General features: G+C 75.9%; 21 protein-coding genes, 2 tRNA genes and 1 pseudogene. 18 read left to right on the top strand and 6 right to left on the bottom strand.

Going from position 1 to position 18,582, the window contains the following annotated elements:
• Window positions 1-25: 25 nt before the first annotated feature.
• Together xth and K1J50_RS12365 are read right to left on the bottom strand one after the other, a co-directional pair.
• Window positions 26-796: an exodeoxyribonuclease III gene (gene xth, locus K1J50_RS12370; protein WP_220118020.1), complete on the bottom strand. Its 771-nt coding sequence runs from the start codon at window positions 794-796 to the stop codon at window positions 26-28.
• 61 nt (window positions 797-857) lie between these two features.
• Window positions 858-1,217: a HesB/IscA family protein gene (locus tag K1J50_RS12365; protein WP_220118019.1), complete on the bottom strand. Its 360-nt coding sequence runs from the start codon at window positions 1,215-1,217 to the stop codon at window positions 858-860.
• A gap of 117 nt (window positions 1,218-1,334) precedes the next feature.
• On the opposite strand from K1J50_RS12365, the gene K1J50_RS12360 reads away from it, so the two are divergent.
• The 11 genes and pseudogenes from K1J50_RS12360 to serS all read left to right on the top strand — a co-directional run bounded on the left by K1J50_RS12360 (window position 1,335) and on the right by serS (window position 12,183).
• A complete protein-coding gene (locus K1J50_RS12360; protein WP_220118018.1) occupies window positions 1,335-2,486 on the top strand; it encodes a deoxyguanosinetriphosphate triphosphohydrolase in 1,152 nt (383 codons plus the stop codon).
• 11 nt (window positions 2,487-2,497) lie between these two features.
• Window positions 2,498-4,303: an arginine--tRNA ligase gene (gene argS, locus K1J50_RS12355; protein ID WP_220118017.1), complete on the top strand. Its 1,806-nt coding sequence runs from the start codon at window positions 2,498-2,500 to the stop codon at window positions 4,301-4,303.
• Window positions 4,300-5,103 carry an SPOR domain-containing protein gene (locus tag K1J50_RS19600; protein WP_220118016.1) on the top strand — a complete coding sequence of 268 codons (804 nt, stop codon included), beginning with the start codon at window positions 4,300-4,302 and terminating at the stop codon, window positions 5,101-5,103. Before argS ends, K1J50_RS19600 begins: the two co-directional genes overlap by 4 nt.
• Before the next feature lie 13 nt (window positions 5,104-5,116).
• Window positions 5,117-6,190 carry a beta-N-acetylhexosaminidase gene (nagZ, locus tag K1J50_RS12345; RefSeq protein ID WP_220118015.1) on the top strand — a complete coding sequence of 358 codons (1,074 nt, stop codon included), beginning with the start codon at window positions 5,117-5,119 and terminating at the stop codon, window positions 6,188-6,190.
• Window positions 6,187-6,903: a site-2 protease family protein gene (locus tag K1J50_RS12340; protein ID WP_369413587.1), complete on the top strand. Its 717-nt coding sequence runs from the start codon at window positions 6,187-6,189 to the stop codon at window positions 6,901-6,903. Before nagZ ends, K1J50_RS12340 begins: the two co-directional genes overlap by 4 nt.
• Complete coding sequence (locus K1J50_RS12335; protein ID WP_220118014.1) at window positions 6,900-7,700, top strand: segregation and condensation protein A; 801 nt, start codon at window positions 6,900-6,902, stop codon at window positions 7,698-7,700. Before K1J50_RS12340 ends, K1J50_RS12335 begins: the two co-directional genes overlap by 4 nt.
• 277 nt (window positions 7,701-7,977) lie before the next feature.
• Entirely contained in the window at window positions 7,978-8,499 is a 522-nt protein-coding gene (gene scpB / locus K1J50_RS12330; RefSeq protein WP_408869374.1) for an SMC-Scp complex subunit ScpB, read from the top strand.
• A complete protein-coding gene (locus tag K1J50_RS12325; RefSeq protein ID WP_220118012.1) occupies window positions 8,496-9,554 on the top strand; it encodes an ABC transporter ATP-binding protein in 1,059 nt (352 codons plus the stop codon). The genes scpB and K1J50_RS12325 overlap by 4 nt, the downstream gene beginning before the upstream one ends.
• A gap of 82 nt (window positions 9,555-9,636) precedes the next feature.
• A pseudogene (gene tatB / locus K1J50_RS12320) lies at window positions 9,637-9,858 on the top strand (Sec-independent protein translocase protein TatB); the annotation flags it as partial.
• 277 nt (window positions 9,859-10,135) lie between these two features.
• Window positions 10,136-10,894, top strand: coding sequence for a twin-arginine translocase subunit TatC (gene tatC, locus K1J50_RS12315; RefSeq protein WP_220118046.1), 759 nt, complete (start codon window positions 10,136-10,138; stop codon window positions 10,892-10,894).
• An 11-nt stretch (window positions 10,895-10,905) separates the two neighbouring features.
• Entirely contained in the window at window positions 10,906-12,183 is a 1,278-nt protein-coding gene (serS, locus tag K1J50_RS12310) for a serine--tRNA ligase (protein WP_220118045.1), read from the top strand.
• Between the two features lie 3 nt (window positions 12,184-12,186).
• On the opposite strand, the gene K1J50_RS12305 is transcribed toward serS, so the two are convergent.
• Entirely contained in the window at window positions 12,187-13,014 is an 828-nt protein-coding gene (locus K1J50_RS12305; protein WP_220118011.1) for a class I SAM-dependent methyltransferase, read from the bottom strand.
• Window positions 13,015-13,077: 63 nt separating this feature from the next.
• On the bottom strand, window positions 13,078-14,271 hold the full coding sequence (locus K1J50_RS12300) for a multidrug effflux MFS transporter (protein WP_220118010.1): 1,194 nt from the start codon (window positions 14,269-14,271) through the stop codon (window positions 13,078-13,080).
• Window positions 14,272-14,571: 300 nt separating this feature from the next.
• Here K1J50_RS12300 and K1J50_RS12295 point away from each other — a divergent pair, with 300 nt between their 5' ends.
• The 3 genes from K1J50_RS12295 (at window position 14,572) to K1J50_RS12285 (ending at window position 16,102) form a co-directional block, all read left to right on the top strand.
• Window positions 14,572-14,853 (top strand): hypothetical protein, encoded by a 282-nt coding sequence (locus K1J50_RS12295; protein WP_220118009.1) that lies wholly within the window; start codon window positions 14,572-14,574, stop codon window positions 14,851-14,853.
• Window positions 14,854-15,170: 317 nt separating this feature from the next.
• The gene (locus tag K1J50_RS12290; protein WP_220118008.1) at window positions 15,171-15,494 is read left to right on the top strand and encodes a hypothetical protein; all 324 of its coding nucleotides are present in this window, start codon (window positions 15,171-15,173) and stop codon (window positions 15,492-15,494) included.
• Between the two features lie 320 nt (window positions 15,495-15,814).
• A complete protein-coding gene (locus K1J50_RS12285; protein ID WP_220118007.1) occupies window positions 15,815-16,102 on the top strand; it encodes a MarR family transcriptional regulator in 288 nt (95 codons plus the stop codon).
• 144 nt (window positions 16,103-16,246) lie between these two features.
• On the opposite strand, the gene K1J50_RS12280 is transcribed toward K1J50_RS12285, so the two are convergent.
• Window positions 16,247-16,507 carry a hypothetical protein gene (locus tag K1J50_RS12280; protein WP_220118006.1) on the bottom strand — a complete coding sequence of 87 codons (261 nt, stop codon included), beginning with the start codon at window positions 16,505-16,507 and terminating at the stop codon, window positions 16,247-16,249.
• Window positions 16,508-16,755: 248 nt separating this feature from the next.
• Between K1J50_RS12280 and K1J50_RS12275 the strand changes: the two genes are divergently transcribed.
• The 4 genes from K1J50_RS12275 (at window position 16,756) to K1J50_RS12260 (ending at window position 17,970) form a co-directional block, all read left to right on the top strand.
• Window positions 16,756-17,298 (top strand): DUF192 domain-containing protein, encoded by a 543-nt coding sequence (locus tag K1J50_RS12275; protein WP_220118005.1) that lies wholly within the window; start codon window positions 16,756-16,758, stop codon window positions 17,296-17,298.
• Between the two features lie 65 nt (window positions 17,299-17,363).
• A tRNA-Pro gene (locus K1J50_RS12270) sits at window positions 17,364-17,437 on the top strand.
• A 27-nt stretch (window positions 17,438-17,464) separates the two neighbouring features.
• Window positions 17,465-17,806: an NADH dehydrogenase ubiquinone Fe-S protein 4 gene (locus tag K1J50_RS12265; protein ID WP_220118004.1), complete on the top strand. Its 342-nt coding sequence runs from the start codon at window positions 17,465-17,467 to the stop codon at window positions 17,804-17,806.
• Window positions 17,807-17,896: 90 nt separating this feature from the next.
• Window positions 17,897-17,970: transfer RNA gene (locus K1J50_RS12260), tRNA-Arg, on the top strand.
• Here the strand turns inward: K1J50_RS12260 and K1J50_RS12255 are convergent.
• Window positions 17,961-18,482, bottom strand: a complete 522-nt coding sequence (locus K1J50_RS12255; RefSeq protein ID WP_369413586.1) for a tyrosine-type recombinase/integrase — start codon at window positions 18,480-18,482, stop codon at window positions 17,961-17,963. The two genes, K1J50_RS12260 and K1J50_RS12255, sit on opposite strands and share 10 nt — an antisense overlap.
• Window positions 18,483-18,582 lie beyond the last annotated feature (100 nt).

The following is an 18,582-nucleotide window of genomic DNA, read 5'->3' as shown; positions in this document are numbered from 1 at the left end:
CGGCCGGCGGCCGTTCGCCGACCGGTCAGCGCAGCGTGCACCAGACGGGGGCGTGATCGCTCGGCTGCGGCTCGGCCCGCGGCGCGACGTCCACGCCGCAGCCCGAGAGCCGCTCCGCGAGGTCCGGGCCCAGCAGGATGTGGTCTATGCGCAGGCCGCGGTTCTCCTCGAAGGCCGGACCGTAGTCCCAGTAGGTGTAGAGCCGGTCGTGCGGGTGCAGCGCCCGCAGCGCGTCGGTCAGGCCGAAAAAGAGCAGCGCGCGGAAGCGCGCCCGCGCCTCCGGATGCACCAGGGCGTCGGTCGGCGCGAGCGCGCCGGGGGCGAGATCCTCCTCGGTCGGGCAGACGTTGAAGTCGCCGAGCAGCGCGAAGGGCATGAAGGCGTCGAGCCGCGCCTCGGCGAGATCGAGCAGCCGGTCCATCCAGCGCAGCTTGTAGGCGAGCCCCTCCTCCCCGCCCGAATTGCCGTTGGGCAGGTAGAGGCAGGCCGCGCGCAGCCCGCCCTCCGCCACGATCTCGAGGTAGCGGGCCTGGCCGTCCGCGGCGTCGCCCGGCAGGGCCTCCGCCACCACCGCGAAGGGGACGCGCGCGAGCACCGCGACGCCGTTGCGCCCGCCCGGCTGGCCGACGGCATGCGCCCGGTAGCCGAGCGCCTCGAATTCCAGCCGCGGAAACTCCTCGGCCCGGCAGCGCGTCTCCTGGAGGAACAGCAGGTCGGGCTGCTGGCGCTCGAGGAAGCGGCGGACGTGCCCCGCGCGCTGGCGCACCGAGTTGACGTTGAAGGTGGCGAGGCGCATGCGGCCCGCGCCTCAGGCGGCCGTGCGCGGCGGACGCGGCGCCCGGACCATGCGGCGGCGCTCAGCCGAGGCTGAAGGAGGCGCCGCAGCCGCAGCCGCTCACCGCCTGCGGGTTGCGCACGGCGAAGTGCGCGCCGATCAGCGCCTCCGTCCAGTCGAGCTCGGCGCCGGCGAGCAGCTCGAGCGAGACGGGGTCCACGAACACCCGCGCCGGCCCGGCCTCGATCACCAGGTCGTCGGGCCGGGGGGAGTCCTCGAGATCGAAGGTGTACTGGAAGCCGCTGCAGCCGCCGGCCACGACGCCGACGCGCAGCCCGGCGCCCGGGCGGCCCTGGCGCGCGGCGATCGCCGCGATCTCGGCGCCGGCGCGGGCGGTCACGCGGAAGGGAGCGGGAGCGGGCGGGGCGGTTCCGTCAGGCATCGCGGGGCGAGGTCCTCCTCGCCCCCGATCTGGCCCGGACGCGCCTCCCTCGCAAGGGCCGGGGAGGGGGCGGCGCGGTTGCCGCGGCGCGGGGCGGCTGGTAAGGCCCGCGCCGCCATGCGCCTCGCTCCCTACGCGGTCCGGCCGGAGACCTCGCGCGGGCGGCTCCATCCGGAGCCCGGCGACGGCTCGCGCTCGCCCTTCCAGCGCGACCGCGACCGGATCATCCACTCCGCCGCCTTCCGCCGCCTGCAGTACAAGACGCAGGTCTTCGTCTTCCACGAGGGCGACCATTTCCGCACCCGCCTGACCCACTCGCTCGAGGTGGCGCAGATCGCCCGCTCGCTGGCGCGCGCGCTCGCGCTGGACGAGGACCTCGCGGAGGCGCTCGCGCTCGCCCACGATCTCGGCCATCCGCCCTTCGGCCATGCCGGGGAGGAGGCGCTGAACGCGGCGATGAAGCCCTATGGCGGCTTCGACCACAACGCGCAGAGCCTCAGGGTCGTCACCGCGCTGGAGACGCGCTACGCCGGCTTCGACGGGCTCAACCTGACCTGGGAGACGCTGGAGGGCCTCGCCAAGCACAACGGCCCGCTGCGCCGCCCGGCGCCCTACATCGCCGAGTACGACCGGCGCCACCCGCTCGACCTCGCGACCCATGCCAGCGCCGAGGCGCAGGTCGCGGCGCTCGCCGACGACATCGCCTACAACAACCACGACCTCGACGACGGGCTGCGGGCGCGGCTGTTCACGCTCGAGGAGGCGGCGGGCCTGCCGCTGGTGGGCGAGGCGCTGGAGGAGGCGCGGGCCGAGGCGCCGCCCGGCACGCCGCCCGAGCGGCTGGCGAGCGAGACGATCCGGCGCGTGATCAACCGCATGGTCCTCGACGTCGTCGCCGAATCGCGCCGCCGCCTCGCCGCGCTCGCGCCGCGCGACGTGGATGCGGTGCGCGCCGCCGGGATGCCGGTGGTGGCCTTCTCCGACGCGATGGTGGCGCGGAACCAGGCGGTGCGGGAGTTCCTGTTCCACCGCATGTACCGCCACTGGCGCGTCAACCGCACCATGGCGAAGTCGAAGCGCGTGGTGCAGGTGCTGTTCAGCCTGCTGCACGGCGGGCCGCAGATGCTGCCCCCCGAGTGGCGCCGCCGCGCCGGCGAGCCCGGCAGCCCGCAGGCGGCGCGGGTGGTGTGCGACTACATCGCCGGCATGACCGACCGCTACGCGCTGGAGGAGCACCGGCGCATGACCGACCCGGACATCCCGGGCTGAGTGGACATCCGATGACGACGACCAGCACCGCGGCCGCCGCCGCCGCCTCGCGCGAGAACATCTTCGCCGCCGTCCGCGACAGCGTCGTGGCGACGCTGCGCGCGCTGCTGCCCGACCTGCCGGGCGAGGTCCTGGCGCGCGTGCAGGTCGAGCCGCCGCGCGAGGCCGCGCACGGCGACATGGCGACCAATGCCGCACTGGTGGCGGCGAAGCCGGCGCGGATGCCGCCGCAGAGGCTCGCCGCGCAGCTCGCCGAACGCCTGGCCGCGCTGCCGGAGATCGCCGCCGCCGAGCCGGCGGGCCCCGGCTTCGTCAACCTGCGCCTGCGCGAATCCTTCCTGCGCGCCCAGATCCCGGTGATCCTGCGCGCCGGCGAGGCCTACGGCGACTGCGTCATCGGCGCCGGCGTGCGCGCCAACGTCGAGTACGTCTCCGCCAACCCGACCGGGCCGATGCATGTCGGCCACTGCCGCGGCGCGGTGGTCGGCGACGCGCTGGCGAACCTGCTGATCAAGGCCGGATGGCGCGTCACCAAGGAGTACTACATCAACGACGCCGGGGCGCAGGTGCAGGCGCTCGCCTACGCCGCCTACTGGCGCTACCTGCAGGCGATCGGCACGCCGCTCACCGAGGAGGAGTACGCCCGCCTCGTCCCGGGCGGGCTGCAGTACCGCGGCGAGTACCTGATCCCGATCGGCGAGGCGCTGAAGGCCCGCTACGGCGCGGGGCTCGCCGACGAGGGCGCGATGCCCGCCGGCCCGGCGGTGTGGTTCGACATCGTGCGCGACTTCACCGTGGACGCCATGATGGCGCAGATCCGCGAGGACCTCGAGGCGCTCGGCGTGCGCCACGACGTCTTCGTCAGCGAGCGCGCGCTGATCGAATCCGGGGCGCTCGAGCGGGCGGAGGCGCTGCTCGCGGCCAAGGGCCTGATCTACCGCGGCGTGCTGGAGCCGCCGAAGGGCAGGATCCCCGAGGACTGGGAGCCGCGCGAGCAGGAGCTGTTCCGCGCCACGCTGTTCGGCGACGAGGTGGACCGGCCCCTGCGCAAGTCCGACGGCTCCGGCACCTACTTCGCCAACGACATCGCCAACCACCTCCACAAGATCGAGCGCGGCCACCAGGTGCTGATCCACGTCTGGGGGGCGGACCACGCCGGCTACGTCAAGCGCATGCAGGCGGCGGTGCAGGCGCTCTCCGACGGCAAGGTGACGCTCGAGGTGGTGCTTACGCAGATCGTGCACGTCCTGAAGGGCGGCCAGCCCGTGCGCATGAGCAAGCGCGCCGGCACCTACGTCACGCTGCGCGACCTGATCGAGGAGGTCGGCAAGGACGCCGTGCGCTTCACCATGCTGACGCGCAAGGCCGACGCGCAGATGGAGTTCGATCTCGACAAGGTGGTCGAGCAGTCGCGCGACAACCCCGTGTTCTACGTGCAGTACGCGCATGCCCGCTGCCGCTCGGTGCTGCGCCAGGCGGGCGATCCGCCCCCGGCGGCGCTGGCGGACGCGCCGCTCGACCGCCTGACCGATCCGGCGGAGCTCGCCCTGGTCCGCCGCCTGGTGTCCTGGCCGCGGGTGGTGGAGGCCGCCGCCGTGGCCCGGGAGCCACACCGGATCGCATTCTTTCTCCATGACTTGGCCGGCGATTTTCATGTATTGTGGAACAGGGGGCGTGACGACTCGACGTTGCGCTTCCTGCGGGCGGACGAGCCGGAGGCCACGCGGGCGCGGCTGGCGCTGGTGGCGGCGACGGCGGGGGTCATCCGCTCGGGCCTCGCGGTGATGGGGGTGACGCCGGTCGAGGAGATGCGGTGAACGACGCCGTTGTCCCGTCCTATCGCGTCCGTCCGCCGGAGGACGGACCCTCCTGGCGCCTGCTGGCGATCGCCGGCGGCGTGGCGGCGGTGTTCGCCCTGGGGGGCGCGGCCTGGTGGGGCGCGTCGCGTCTCGGCCTGGGCGGGCCGGAGACCGTGCCGGTGATCGAGCCCGACCCGCGGCCGGTCAAGGTCCGGCCGCGCGACCCGGGCGGGCTGCGCGTCGCCTACCAGGACGAGTTCATCTACGACCGCAGCGCGGTCGAGCGCGTGCGTCCGTCCGGGGAGGTCCGGCTCGCCCCGGAGCCGGAGCGCCCGGCGCTCGACCAGTTGCGGGCCCAGATCGCGCCGCCCCCGGCGGTGATGGCGCCGACGGCACGGCGCGCCCCGGGCGAGGCGGACCCCGCCGCCGGGGGCGAGCCGGCGCCGGACCGCGCGACGGCGCCCGCGCCGGGCGGCGCGGCGGCCACGGCGGCGGGAGCATCCCCGCCGGCCGCGCCCCCGCCGCCCGCGGCGGCCGCCGCCAGCGGCTTCGCGCCGGCCCCGGGCGGCCGGGTGCAGGTGCAGCTCGGCGCCCTTGCCTCGGAGGAGGCGGCGCGCGCGGAATGGGAGCGACTCATGCGCCGCATGCCGGACCTGCTCGGAGCCTTCCGCCCGCAGATCCTCCGCCTCGAGCGCGGCGAGGGCGCGCCGCCGCTGTGGCGGCTGCGCATCGGCGGCTTCGCCGATCCCGCCGCCGCCCGCGCCTTCTGCGAGCAGGCGCGCGGCCGCGGCGCCGCCTGCGCCGTGGCGGGCGGGTAGGGCCGCCCTGGCCATGCGCGCGCCCCCGGCCCCTCGCGCCGCTATCGTCGGCATCGCCGGCCCGGCGCTCACCGACGAGGAGATCCTGCTGTTCCGGCGCACGCCGCCGCTCGGCGTGATCCTGTTCGCGCGCAACATCCAGGACCCGCCGCAGCTCTCCGCCCTGACGGCGCGGCTGCGCGAGCTGCTCGGCCCCGAGACGCCGATCCTGGCGGACCAGGAGGGCGGCCGGGTGGCGCGGCTGCGCCCGCCGCACTGGCGCCCCCATCCGCCCGCCGCCGCCTTCGAGCGGGCGCCGGCGGCGGTGGTGCGCGCCCACGCCTCGCTCATCGGCCTCGACTGCGCCGCGGCGGGCATAGACGTGGTCTGCGCCCCGGTGCTCGACCTGCGCCTGCCGGACGCCCATTCCGTGATCGGCGACCGCGCCTTCTCCGCCGATCCGGCGGAGGTGGTGCGGCTCGGCCGCGCCTTCGTCGCCGGGCTGCGCGCCGCCGGCTGCACCCCGGTGCTGAAGCACATCCCCGGCCACGGACGGGCGCTGGCCGACAGCCACCGGGAGCTGCCCCGCGTCGGCGCCGACCGCGGCACCCTCGCCGACGACCTGCTCCCCTTCGCCGCGCTCGCCGAATCGCCGGGGGTGTGGGCGATGACGGCGCACATCCTCTACCCGGCCATCGACGCCGAACGCTGCGCCACCCTCTCGCCGCGCGTCATCGGCGACATCATCCGCGGCGAGATCGGCTTCCACGGCGTGCTGATCAGCGACGACCTCGCCATGGGCGCGCTCTCCGGCCCGCCGGGGGAGCTGGCGCGCGCCGCCCTCGCCGCCGGCTGCGACGTCGCCCTGCACTGCACCGGCCGGCTGGCGGACACCGCCGCGCTGCTCGCCGCCTGCCCGGTGCTGAGCGACGCCGCGGCCGAGCGCCTCGCGGCCTCGCGCGAGGCGGTGGCCGAGGCCGCGCGCCTGCCCCTCGACCCGGTCGTGCTCCGCGCGCTGCGCGACGGCTGGCTCGCCGCTCCGGCGCCGGCCGCGCCGCCGGCCGAGGCGGCCACGGACCCGACCGCCCATGCGGACGGGAGCGCGTGATCCTGCCCGACTGGCTGCCCGAGCTCGCGGTCGCGGTGGCCGCCGCGGTGCTCGCCATCACGCTGCACGAGGCCGCGCACGGCTACGCCGCGCTCGCGCTCGGCGACGACACGGCGCGGCGGCGGGGACGGCTCAGCCTCAACCCGATCCGCCACGTGGACGCGGTGGGGACGATCCTGGTGCCGGGGCTGCTGGTGCTCGGCCAGCTTCTCGCCAGGGGCGAGGTCGGCTTCGTCTTCGGCTGGGCGAAGCCGGTGCCGGTCGATGTCCTCCGCTTCCGCAGCCCGCGCGCCGGCATGGCGCTCGTCGCCGCGGCGGGGCCGGGGATGAACTTCGCGCTGGTGCTGCTCGCTTTCCTCCTTGGGCGGGCGACGGGGCTGCTGCCGGTCGGGCCGGCGGTGCCGGCCTGGGCGCCCGAGCTGCTGCTCGCCTTCCTGATCTCCTTCGTCGTCGCCAACCTCGTGCTCGGCCTCTTCAACCTGATCCCGATCCCGCCGCTCGACGGCAGCCGCATCGTCGCCTGGGCGATGCCGCTGGGGATGGCGATCCGCTATCTCTCGCTGGAGCGGGCCGGCCTCCTCCTCGTCCTCGTCGTCTTCTTCCTGCTGCCGCAGGCCGTCCGCGGCTTCGACCCGCTGGGCTGGTTCCTGCGGAACCTGGCCAGCCCGCTGCTGCGCCTCGTCCTGCTCCCCAGCCCCTCCGGCCCGCCATGACCGACCCCGCCGCCCGCGCCGGCGCCGCGCCGCATTCGCTGCACCTGCGCCTCGACGGCTTCGAGGGGCCGCTCGACCTGCTGCTCGAGCTCGCCCGCGCGCAGAAGGTGGACATGGCGCGCATCTCGATCGTGGCGCTGGTGGACCAGTATCTCGCGGTGCTGGAGGCGGCGCGCGGCCTCCGGCTCGAGCTCGCCGCCGACTGGCTGGTGATGGCGGCCTGGCTCGCCTGGCTGAAGTCCCGCCTGCTGCTGCCGCCCGAGGAGGCGGCCGAGGGCGAGGAGGATGCCGAGGCCCTGGCCGGCGCCCTCGCCGGCCGCCTGGCCGAGCTGGAGGCGATCCGCGCCGCCGCGCGCTGGCTTGGCGCGCGGCCGGCCCTCGGCCTCGACGTCTTCGCCCGCGGGGCGCCGGAGTCGCTCACGGTGGAGGACCGCTCCGGCCTCGCCGCCGACCTGCCGGCGCTGCTCCAGGCCTATGTCGCGGCGCGGCGGCGCGCGGCGGCGAAGCGGCCCTACCGGCCCAAGCCGCGCCGCCTCTGGACCGTGCAGGAGGCGCTGGCGCGGCTCTCCCGCCTGCTCGGCGCGATGCCCTCCTGGGCGGTGCTGCAGCGCTTCCTGCCCGAGGGGCTGATGGACCCGGTCGAGCGCCGGGCGGCCCTTGCCAGCACGCTCATCGCGGGCTTGGAGATGGCCCGTGGCGGCGCGGTGGAGCTGCGCCAGGAGCGGGCCTTCGGCCCGATCCTCCTGCGCGCCCGCCGCGCGGAGGAAGAGCAGGCACGGGATGTCCGAGCGGCATGAGACGACGGCCGGCGCAGGGGCGGAGGGCGCGGTGCCCGCCGCCGCGCCGGCCCTCCGCGACGGGGCGGGAGAGGCGGCCGGGGAGCACCCTCCCGGCGGCGCGACCCTGCCGACGGGCACGGACGGCGACCGGCCCGGCGTCGCCGGCGCCGCGGGCGGCGTCTGCGAGGCGGCCCTCCCCGGCCCGGCGTCCGCCGCGCCGCCGGCGGCCGCCCCCGCCCTGCTCGAGGAGGCGCTCCGCATCGCCGAGGCCGTCCTGTTCGCCTCCGACAGGCCGGTGCCCCCGGCGCGCCTGCAGCCGGCCCTGCCCGCGGGCGTCGAGGCCGCCGCCGTGCTGGCCGAACTCGCCGCCCGCTACGCCGGGCGCGGCGTCGAGCTGGTCGAGGTCGCCGGCGGCTTCGCCTTCCGCACCGCCGCCGACCTCGCCCCGCGCCTGACCACGGTGGTGGAGGCGCCGCGCCGCCTGCCGCGCGCGGCGATGGAGGCGCTCGCGGTGATCGCCTACCACCAGCCCTGCACCCGCGGCGAGATCGAGGAGATCCGCGGCGCCGCGCTCGCCCAGGCGACGCTCGAGGCGCTGCTCGAACTCGGCCTGATCGCCCCGCGCGGCAGGAAGGAGGCGCCGGGCCGCCCGACCCTGTGGGGCACGACGCCGCGCTTCCTCGAGCAGTTCGGCCTGAAATCCCTGAAGGACCTGCCCCGGCGCGAGGACCTGGTGGCGCCCGAGGGGCCGGCGCTGCCGCTGCCCGTCCCCGGCACGCCGCCCGCCGCGCCCGGCGCCGCCTCCTCCGCGCCGTGACGCTCCGCTTCACTGCCGTCCGCCACGCCTATCCGGGACGGGGCGAGGTGCTGCGCGGCATCGACCTCGAGGTCGCCAAGGGCGAGATCGTCTGCCTGCTCGGCCCCTCCGGCTGCGGCAAGACCACGCTGCTGCGCCTCGCCGCCGGGCTCGAGCCGCTGCAGGCGGGGCGGCTGGAGCTGGACGGGCGGGTGATCGCCGAGCCGGGGCGCGAGGTGCCGCCCGAGCAGCGCCATGTCGGCTTCGTCTTCCAGGACTACGCCCTGTTCCCGCACCTCACGGTGGCCGAGAACGTCGCCTTCGGCCTGCGCTTCGTCCCCCGCGGCGAGCGGTTCTGGCGGGTGATGGACGCGCTCGCCCGGGTCGGCCTCGAGACCTACGAGAAGGCCTACCCGCACCAGCTCTCCGGCGGCCAGCAGCAGCGGGTGGCGCTGGCGCGCGCCCTCGCCCCCCGCCCGGCCGTGCTGCTGCTCGACGAGGCCTTCGCCTCGCTCGACGCCAGGCTGCGCGAGCAGGTGCGGGACGACACGCTGCACGTGCTGCAGACCGCCGGGATCGCCACCCTCCTCGTCACCCACGACGCGGAGGAGGCGATGTTCATGGGCGACCGCATCGCCCTGATGCGCGACGGCGTGATCGTGCAGGCCGGCACGCCGACCGAGCTCTACCTGCACCCGGCGGACCGGTTCGTGGCGACCTTCCTCGGCGAGGTGAACCGGCTGCCCAGCCGGGTCGTCGCCGGCGCGGCGCCGACGCCGCTCGGCCCGGTCGCGGCGCCCGGCTTCGCCGAGGGCGCGCCGGTCGAGGTCCTGGTCCGGCCGGAGGGCATCCGGCTCGGCGCCGCCGCCGCGGGGGCGGCGCCGACCGCGGCGGTGGAGGCCTGCCGCCTGCTCGGCGCCACCACCCTGGTCCACCTGACGCTCGCCGACGGGGCGGGCGGGCTGATCCACCTGCACGCCCGGCTCGGCCCTGGCGCGGCGCTCGAGCGGGGACAGCGCGTGACGGTCGGGCTCGATCCCGAGCGCGCCTTCGTCTTTCCGCCCGAGACTACCTAGATAGGGCTGGATTGGCGGGGGAGCGGCTTCCTGCTAACGGGGGCCGCAGCGCCCCTCGCCCGGGGGCTTTCGCAGGGACAGCATGTTCGACCTCGCCTGGTCCGAGATCGCGTTGATCGCCGTGGTGGCGCTGGTCGTCATCGGGCCGAAGGACCTGCCCGAGGCGATCCGCGGCCTCGCCCGGGGCATCCAGAAGCTCCGCCGCATGGCCGCGGAGTTCCAGACCCACGTGGACGAGATGGTCCGCGAGGCGAAGCTCGACGAGGTGCGCGAGCAGATCAACCAGATCCGCAACTTCGACTTCAAGGGCGAGATCGAGCGGACGGTGGACGCCGACGGCACGCTGCGCCGGACCTTCGAGGAGGATCCGCTCCGCGCCGCCCGGACCTCCCGCCTTCATTCCGCCCGAGGTGGCGCGCGCCGAGGAGACGGCGCCGGAGGCTGCCGCGCCGCGCGAGCCTTCGCCCGGACCCGCGGCGCCGCCGCCCCACCCCCGAACGACGATCTGAGGCGCCAGCGCCGTGCCGCGCGACGACATCAACCGCCCCGAGGAAGAAGACGATCCGATCGACGACAAGCCGATGCCGTTGATCGACCACCTGATGGAGCTGCGCCAGCGGCTCCTGTGGTCGCTCGGGGCATTCGCGGTCGCCTTCCTCGCCTGCTACTACTTCTCGCAGCAGATCTACGGCTTCCTCGCCCGGCCGCTGGCCGAGATCCTCGCCGCCCACGGCGGCGGCGACCGGCGGATGATCTACACCGCGTTGTACGAGGCGTTCTTCACCTACCTGAAGGTCGCCTTCTTCGGCGCCGTGTTCTTCAGCTTCCCGATGTGGGCGACGCAGCTCTGGCTGTTCATCGCGCCGGGCCTCTACCGGAGCGAGAAGCGCGCGATCCGCCCCTTCCTGGTCATGTCGCCGATCCTGTTCGTGATGGGCGCGGCGCTCGCCTACTACTTCATCTTCCCGCTCGCCTGGAAGTTCTTCATCAGCTTCGAGACGCCGGCCGGGGCCGGCGGCCTGCCGATCCAGCTCGAGGCCAAGGTCAACGAGTACCTCGACCTGGTGATGGCGCTGATCCTCGCCTTCGGCATCGCCTTCCAGCTGCCGGTGCTGCTGATCCTCCTGGTGCGCGTCGGCCTGATGCAGGTGGAGACGCTGAAGAAGGGCCGGCGCTACGCGATCGTCGCGATGTTCGTGGTGGCGGCGATCCTGACGCCGCCCGACGTCATCAGCCAGGTGGGGCTCGCGGTGCCGATGATCCTGCTCTACGAGCTCTCGATCCTGTTCGCGTCCTGGTCGCAGCGCAGGCGGGACGCGAAGGGCGGCAAGGCGGTCTAGGGCTCCGGACGATGCACGACATCCGGATGGTGCGCGCCGATCCGGCGGCGTTCGACGCGGCGCTGGCGCGGCGGGGGCTGCCGCCGGCCGCCGCCGCGATCCTCGCCCACGACGAGGCGCGCCGCGCCGCCCAGACCGCGCTGCAGGAGAAGCAGGCGCGGCGCAACGCGCTGGCGCGGGAGATCGGCATCGCCAGGCGCCAGGGCGCCGACACCACGGCGCAGGAGGCCGAGGCGGCGCGGCTGCGCGACGAGATCGCCGCGCTGGAGGCCGAGCTCGCCGCCGCCGAGCGCGCGCAGACCGCGCTGCTCGAGGCGCTGCCCAACATCCTCGACGCGGACGTGCCCGACGGCGCCGACGAGAGCGCCAACGTCGTGCTCCACCAGCACGGCGAGCCGCGCGAGCTCCCCTTCCCGGCGAGGCAGCACTTCGAGCTCGGCGAGGCGCTCGGCCTGATGGACTTCGCCACCGCGGCGAAGCTCGCCGGCAGCCGCTTCGTCGTGCTCAAGGGCGCACTAGCGCGGCTCGAGCGCGCGCTCGGCCAGTGGATGCTCGACCTGCACACCCGCGAGCACGGCTACACCGAGTGCTCGGTGCCGCTGCTGGTCAACGACGCCTCCGTCTACGGCACCGGCCAGCTCCCGAAGTTCGCCGCCGACCTGTTCCGCACCACCGACGGCCGCTGGCTGGTGCCGACCGCCGAGGTGCCGCTGACCAACTTCGTGCGCGGCGAGATCGTGCCCGAGGCCAGCCTGCCGCTTCGCCTCACCGCGCTCACTCCCTGCTTCCGCTCCGAGGCGGGCGCGGCCGGGCGCGACACGCGCGGGATGCTGCGCCAGCACCAGTTCGCCAAGGTCGAGCTGGTCTCGATCACCACGCCCGAGGCCTCGGCCGCGGAACAGGAGCGCATGACGCGCTGCGCGGAGCGCGTCCTGACGGAGCTCGGCCTCGCCTGGCGGCGCGTCGTGCTCTGCGCCGGCGACACCGGCTTCAGCGCGGCCAAGACCTACGACCTCGAGGTCTGGCTGCCGGGCCAGCGGGCCTGGCGCGAGATCTCCTCCTGCTCCAACTGCCGCGACTTCCAGGCGCGGCGGATGAACGCGCGCTACCGGCCGCGGGAGGGCAAGGGCACCGCCTTCGTGCACACGCTGAACGGCAGCGGCGTCGCCGTCGGGCGCGCGCTGATCGCGGTGATGGAGACCCACCAGCAGGCGGACGGCAGCATCCTGATCCCCGAGGTGCTGCGGCCCTGGATGGGCGGCGCCGCGGAGATCCGGCGCGGCGGGTGAGCGTCAGCCCCGCGGGCGCCGCCCGCTGCCGATCCGGAAGCCGATCGGGATGACCAGCCGCCCGTCGGCGGCGCGATAGGCGGCGGCGCGGCGCTCGAAGGCGGCGCGGATGCGCGCCTGCACTTCCGGCGGCTGGCCGCGCACCGTGGAGCCGGTCATCGCCAGGCTCTCCAGCCCGCCGCGCCAGAGCGTCCCGGTGTCCGCGACCGGATGCGTCGCCGCATGGGCCGCGAGCGTCACCTCCTCGAGCCCGGCGCCCTCGAGCAGCGCGCGGAAGGCGCACGGGTCGCAGAAGCGCAGCGTCGAGTGGCGCGGCATGTCGGGCGGCGGCTCGGCGCCGACCTCGGCGACCGATTCGCGGAACAGCGCCTGCAGGCGCTGGCGCTCCGGCGCGTCCCACCAGGCGAAGGCGAGGCGGCCGCCGGGGGCGACGACGCGCGCGCATTCTGCCACCGCCGCCTCGGGACGGGGGAAGTGGCCGAGGCCGAAGCCGCACACCACCGCATCGAAGCTCGCGGAAGGGAAGGGCAGGGCCTCCGCGTCGGCGACCTGGAAGGCGATCCCGGGATGTCGCGCCGCGGCGAGCGCCACCATGCGCGGCGCGAGATCCACCCCCGCCACCGCCCGCGCCCCGCGCGCCGCCGCGGCCGCGGCGACATGCCCCGGCCCGGAGGCGACATCGAGCACCCGCATCCCCGGCCCCACCCCCGCGGCGTCGAGCAGCGCCTCGGTGGCGAGCGCGGTGACGGGGGCGAAGAAGGCGGCGTAGTTCTCGGCCACCCGGTCGTGCGCCGCGCGCTCGAACGCGCGCAGCCGCTCGGCTTCGTCCATCGCCCGCTGCTCCCCGCCTTGTGCCTCCGGCCGCCGCCAGCATGGCGCGGCGCGACGCGCCTGTCAGCGTCGCGCCCCGCCGCCCGCCGCGGCCGGCGCCGGCCGGAACCGGTCGGCGGCGGCCGCGCTGAGCACGCCCCCCAGCATCAGCAGCGCCATCGGCAGCGGCGTGCCGTCGCCGACCAGGCCCGCCAGCGCCCCGGCGAGCGCAGCGAGGGCGAATTGCAGCATGCCCATCAGGGCGGAGGCCGAGCCGGCATGCGCGGCGTGGCGCGACAGGGCGCCGACCGAAGCGTTGGGCATGACGCATCCGCCGCAGGCCATCGCCGCCGCGACCAGCGCGACGACCGCGGCCATCCCGCCCGTTCCGCTCGCCGCCGCCGCGACCAGCAGCGCGAGGCAGGCGAGGCCGGCGCGGTTGGCGGCGCGCAGCACGCGGTGCGGCCCGAAGCGGGCCGCGAGCGGCGGCGTCGCCTGGGAGCCGGCGATGAAGGCCGCGGCGCTGACCCCGAACAGCGCGGCATAGCCCTGCGGCGAGACGCCGAAATGCCCGATGAAGACCGGCGGCCCGGCGGCGATGAAGGAGAACAGGGCGAACATCGTGCTCGCGCCCATCAGCGCATGGGTCAGGAACGCGCGCTCGCGCGCGATCGCCGCGTAGCGCGCGAGGAGCTCGCCCGGCGCCAGCGCCACCCGGCGCGCCGGCGGCAGCGTCTCCGGCAGTGCCCAGCCGACGAGGAGGACCGAGGAGAGGCCGTAGCACGCCAGCGTCCAGAAGATCAGCCGCCAGTCGCCGAAGGTCAGCAGCAGGCCGCCGAGGCTCGGGGCGAGGATCGGCGCCGCGCCCATCACCAGCATCAGCCGCGCCATCAGCCGCGCCGCCGCCACCCCGTCGGCGAGGTCGCGCACCACGGCGCGGGGGATGACCATGCTCGCCGAGCCGCCGAGCGCCTGGAGGCCGCGGAACAGGGTGAGGCTCGTCATGTCGGGGGCCAGCGCGCAGCCCAGCGAGGCGACGGTGAAGAGGGCCGTGCCGGCGAGCAGCGGGGCGCGGCGGCCGAAGCGGTCGGCGAGGGTGCCCTGGAGGAGCTGCCCGGCGGCGAGCCCGGCGAACCAAGCGGCGAGCGTCACCTGCGCGGTGCCTGGCCCGGTGCCCATCGCCCCTTCGATGGTCGGAAAGGCGGGCAGGTACATGTCCGTCGCCAGGGGACCGAGCGCCGTGACGTAGCCGAGCAGGAGAGGCAGCCAGCGAGGCATGGCGGATCCGGAAGGTCGAGACAGGAATGGCGGGGCCGGGCGGCGCGCCGGCGGCGTCGCGGGCGCGCGGGACGGCGGGGCCGGCCGTCGCTTCCCTCCTTGATGGCGGGAGGGGCGTCAACCGTCCGGCGGCTCGCGCCCGCCCGCCCCGGCGCATGGCCGGGCCGGCCTCGTCGGGGGGAACCGGATGCCGCACGGGCACTCTTAACGAGAGAAAGGTCCCGACCCTAACCAACGGCGGGTTGTGTTTCCGGCAAGGAAAAATCAATGTTTCGTTAGCCGACGGACAGGAGATCGCCCATGGCTCCCTCCCTGCTTGCCCCCGGGGGTGCCGCCGCAACCGGGCGCGGACGCCGGCCCCCCTCCGGGGAGGCCGAGATCCGGCGCGAGATCGGTCGCGTGCTCGGGGTGCTCGCCGGGCAGCGCCGCGTCCGCTGCGCCCCGCCTCCGAGCGAGGCGGAGGTCGCGCGCGCGATTGCCGAGTTCCACGCCCGCGGCGGGCGGGTGACGGTCTGCCCGACGGCGCATGCGGTGCCGATCTGCAACGGCGCCGGGCGCGACGCGCAGCGCTGGACGGCCTGACCGCGGCGGCGGGCGGCGCGCGGCGGAACCGGGCCCTTGCGCGAGAGAGCGATGTCCTGGCGCCGCGCGCCTGGGCTCCCCGCGGGCCGCGGCGGGGCGCCGTCTCCCCCCGAACCGGCGGCCGCGCGTGCGCCGCGGGAGCGCCGCGCCGTCGCGGGCGACGACCCGCCGCCGGCCCGCTGTCGCGGTCTCCCGGTGCCCCGCGAGGCGGGCGGCGGCGCCGGGCGGACCAGGATGCCGCGCCGCCCCTGCCGCCGGTGCGCGGAAGGCGGGCGCCGGTGACCCCCGCGGCCGGGGCGACACGGGCGCGGGCGCGGATGTCCGCGATCGGAACGGCATTGCGCTGGTCCACAGGACTGGCCGCGACCGGCGCCGCGGGCGCCGCGGCGGTGCCGGTCGCGGCGAACCCGGACCTGTTCGTCGCCTGCCTGCCCCCGGCGGCGCCCGCGCTGAGCCTCTCCTGCCTTGGGGCGGTGGGCCTCGACCTGGCGGCGATGCTCGGCGTGATCGCGGGGATCCTCGCGGCCCTCGGCGCTTTGGCGCGGAGCGTGCAGGAGCGGATCGAGGACCGCTTGCTGGCGGCGGAGGTCCGCGCGGCGGTGGCGCGGAGCCTCGGCGGGTCCGAACGGCATGAGCCGTGACGGGGCGGATCACCGCCCGTTCTCGCCGGGGCGCGACGGCCTGCGATAAAAACGCGAATTATAGCCCCATTAAACAACTTATGATTGTATAAGGGGGCGTTTTGCTGTTTTTCCCCCTACGCGGACCCTCCCCGATGCCTCCTGCGACCAGCCTGCGCCTCGCCTGCCCGGGCCATGACGGCCGCCGGCGCGTTCCGGATCAGGACGCGCCTCCCGCCTGGCCGGGACTCCCCGCCGGGCGCGGGCCGGCGCAAATCGGCCCGGCTCCTCCGTCCGCCGCCGATGCCGTCGCCGGCGCGCTCGGCCCGCTCTCCCGGCTGGTGCGCGCCCTGATCCCTGGCCGCGGCTGGGACCTGACGCTGCGTCAGCTCGCCGTGGTTCTCCTCGTCCATGACGGCGGCGCTCCGCGCACCTGCTGCGCCCTGGCGGAGCGGCTGGCGATTCCCCGGCCGGCGATGACACGCGCGCTGCACCGTCTCGCGGCGCTCGGCCTGGTGCGGCGCGCGACCGATCCGGTCTGCCGGCGCCGGGTGCTGGTGCGGCCGACGACGCGGGGCCGGGCCTTCGTCGGCGCGTTGCGGCGATGCCTGGCGCGGGACGCCTGCTGATCGCCTGCCGCCTCGCCGCCGGCGCGGCCCCGGCGGCCGGGGCGGGGAGGGGGCGAACCCGCCCGCTCGGCCGGCGCGCCCACCGGCCGTTCCGGTCCGCCCTGCGCGCCGGCGTCGCCCGAGGCCGGCACGCGGCCTCCGCGGTCAGCCCAGCACGCCCGCCAGCGCGTCCCGCAGGCGGCCGAGCATCTGCGGCAGCGCGTGCCGCTGATCCAGGGCCAGCGCCTGCGGCCCCATCAGCGCGACCGCGCAGAGCGCCGCGGTGCCGGCGACCAGCACCGCCGCGATCAGCCATCGCGCCGCCTGCTCGCCGAACAGGAGCAGCCGGATCGCGGTGCCGGGATACCGCGTCCGCGCCCGTGCCGCCGGGGCGGGCGACCCGGGCCGCCAATCCTTTTGCCGCATCGGTCACTCCATGCCGTTCGTCGGCCCGCCTGGCCGGAGCCTGTGCGCACCGGGAGACGGTGCGCCGGCCAGGCCGCCCGGCGCCGCGCGCCGCGTCAAATCATGAGATGGTCGGAACGTTCTGGGATGAAACACACGATCTCGCGAGAGGGCGCAAAAAAGCGCGTCCCGGCGGGCGGGCCGGCGCCGCCCGCTGCCGCCGCGCCGGGGGCGGCAGCCGGCGGCGCGCTGCGCTATAGGGAGGAGCCATGTCGTCCCGCCGCCCCCGCCGCACGCTGTTGCGCGCCCTTGCGCCCGCTCCCCTGCTGATGGCCGCCGGCCTCGCTCTCCCCTCCGCCGCGCGGCGGCCGGCGCGGGCCCAGCCCGGGATTGACGGACCGCAGCCGCGCCTTCCCGTCGAGACGCTGGTGATCGTCAGCCGCGACGGGACGCGGCGGCACAGCTTCCGGGTCGAGATGGCGGTCGAGCCGCAGCAGCAGATGGTCGGGCTGATGTTCCGCGAGCGCCTCGGCCCCGACGAGGGGATGCTGTTCGACTGGGGCGCGCCGCGCGAATCCAGCATGTGGATGCGGAACACGCTGATCCCGCTCGACATGCTGTTCATCGCCGCCGACGGACGCATCCACCGCATCGCCGAGCGGACCGTGCCGCACAGCCTCGCGCCGATCTCGAGCGGCGGCCCGGTGCGGGCGACGCTGGAACTCGCCGGCGGCACGGCGGAGCGCCTGGACATCCGCGTCGGCGACCGGGTGCTGCACCGGATCTTCGGCACGGCGGGCGAGGCGCGCTGACGGCCCGCGCGCTCCGGGGGCGAGGGTTGCCGCCGTCCGGCCCTGCCCATAGTTTGCGCCTCGTCCGGGGCGTGGCGCAGCCTGGTAGCGCGCCTGTTTTGGGTACAGGAGGCCGTGGGTTCGAATCCCGCCGCCCCGATCGCATCAGCAGGGATCCGCACGTCGCATGGATGGCGCCAGCAGCAGCACCCCCTCCGGCCGCGCCCGCCTCTACCAGCCGCCGCGGTCGGCGATGCAGTCCGGCCGCGCGCGGTCGCGGGAATGGGTGCTCGAATTCCCGCCGGCGGAGCGCAAGCGCATCGACCCGCTGACCGGGTGGTTCGGCTCGGCCGACACGCCGGCGACGGAGCTGCGCCTGCGCTTCGAGAGTCTGGAGCAGGCCCTGGCCTATGCGCGGGCCAACGGGATCGCCGTCGAGATCGAGCCGCCGCCGCCGCGGACGACGATCCGGCCGAGGAGCTACGCCGACAATTTCCGCTGGAACCGGACCGAGAACTGGACGCACTGAGCGCGCGGCGGGGGCGCGGGCCCTGCGCGGCACGGCCGCCGCGACCGGGCGGCTGGGCGGGCTGCTACTGTCCCGCTACTGTGCGTGGCAGCGCCCTTAGCTCAGCTGGATAGAGCGGCGACCTTCTAAGTCGCGGGTCGGGGGTTCGAATCCCTCAGGGCGCGCCCCTCTCGCGTCTATACCTTTGATTTTTCGACATTTGCGCCAGGGTTGGAAGCCTGGGCGGCAGAAGGCTGGAAGCCGCGTTCCCGATCCGGGCCAGCCCGGCGCGGGCAAGCGCGGTCTGCTCCGCCGCCCGCGTATAGACCTCCGCCAGACGCCGCCCGCAGGCTTTGCGCAGCCCGTGCGGCGAGCGACCCCGCGGGACGCCGGCCGCGTCGCACCACTCGCGGAGCGCGTTGTAGAACCCGGTCGGGCTGAACGGCGCGCCATACTTCGTCAGCAGGAACGTCATCTGCCCTGCGGGCATGTGCGCCAGCTCGGCCGCCAGCGCAGGATGGATCGGGATGGTCAGGCGGCGTCCCGTCTTGACCTGCCGCACCTCCAACGCTTCGCCGCGCAAGTGCTGGCGGCCCGTGCGCACCACGTCGCTGCGCCGCTGCCCGGTGTAGAGCAGCAGCGCAAGCGCGAGGCGCTGCCGCGTGCCGCTCGGCCAGCGCAGCTTCTTCGGCTTCACGGCGCAGGCCGCGGTCGATCTCGGCTCCGACCTGATCCGCGGCGCCGTGCCGACCGGCGCCGATGGCGGCGACAGCCTCGCCGCCGACGGGCCGATCCAG

Source organism: Caldovatus aquaticus (assembly GCF_019458025.1).
GTDB classification, from domain to species: domain Bacteria; phylum Pseudomonadota; class Alphaproteobacteria; order Acetobacterales; family Acetobacteraceae; genus Caldovatus; species Caldovatus aquaticus.
Note: the sequence above shows the minus strand (reverse complement) of the source record. Positions and strands in the feature narration are given on the sequence as shown.

What these genes read in the sequence shown, in the direction of transcription:
- K1J50_RS12300 (WP_220118010.1), bottom strand. Translation starts at nt 14,271, where the DNA reads ATGCCTCGCTGGCTGCCTCTCCTGCTCGGCTACGTCACGGCGCTCGGT.
- K1J50_RS12305 (WP_220118011.1), bottom strand. Translation starts at nt 13,014, where the DNA reads ATGGACGAAGCCGAGCGGCTGCGCGCGTTCGAGCGCGCGGCGCACGAC.
- K1J50_RS12365 (WP_220118019.1), bottom strand. Translation starts at nt 1,217, where the DNA reads ATGCCTGACGGAACCGCCCCGCCCGCTCCCGCTCCCTTCCGCGTGACC.
- serS (WP_220118045.1), top strand. Translation starts at nt 10,906, where the DNA reads ATGCACGACATCCGGATGGTGCGCGCCGATCCGGCGGCGTTCGACGCG.
- K1J50_RS12280 (WP_220118006.1), bottom strand. Translation starts at nt 16,507, where the DNA reads ATGCGGCAAAAGGATTGGCGGCCCGGGTCGCCCGCCCCGGCGGCACGG.
- tatC (WP_220118046.1), top strand. Translation starts at nt 10,136, where the DNA reads ATGCCGTTGATCGACCACCTGATGGAGCTGCGCCAGCGGCTCCTGTGG.
- xth (WP_220118020.1), bottom strand. Translation starts at nt 796, where the DNA reads ATGCGCCTCGCCACCTTCAACGTCAACTCGGTGCGCCAGCGCGCGGGG.
- argS (WP_220118017.1), top strand. Translation starts at nt 2,498, where the DNA reads ATGACGACGACCAGCACCGCGGCCGCCGCCGCCGCCTCGCGCGAGAAC.
- K1J50_RS12275 (WP_220118005.1), top strand. Translation starts at nt 16,756, where the DNA reads ATGTCGTCCCGCCGCCCCCGCCGCACGCTGTTGCGCGCCCTTGCGCCC.
- K1J50_RS12335 (WP_220118014.1), top strand. Translation starts at nt 6,900, where the DNA reads ATGACCGACCCCGCCGCCCGCGCCGGCGCCGCGCCGCATTCGCTGCAC.
- K1J50_RS12295 (WP_220118009.1), top strand. Translation starts at nt 14,572, where the DNA reads ATGGCTCCCTCCCTGCTTGCCCCCGGGGGTGCCGCCGCAACCGGGCGC.
- nagZ (WP_220118015.1), top strand. Translation starts at nt 5,117, where the DNA reads ATGCGCGCGCCCCCGGCCCCTCGCGCCGCTATCGTCGGCATCGCCGGC.
- K1J50_RS12360 (WP_220118018.1), top strand. Translation starts at nt 1,335, where the DNA reads ATGCGCCTCGCTCCCTACGCGGTCCGGCCGGAGACCTCGCGCGGGCGG.
- K1J50_RS12265 (WP_220118004.1), top strand. Translation starts at nt 17,465, where the DNA reads ATGGATGGCGCCAGCAGCAGCACCCCCTCCGGCCGCGCCCGCCTCTAC.
- K1J50_RS12290 (WP_220118008.1), top strand. Translation starts at nt 15,171, where the DNA reads ATGTCCGCGATCGGAACGGCATTGCGCTGGTCCACAGGACTGGCCGCG.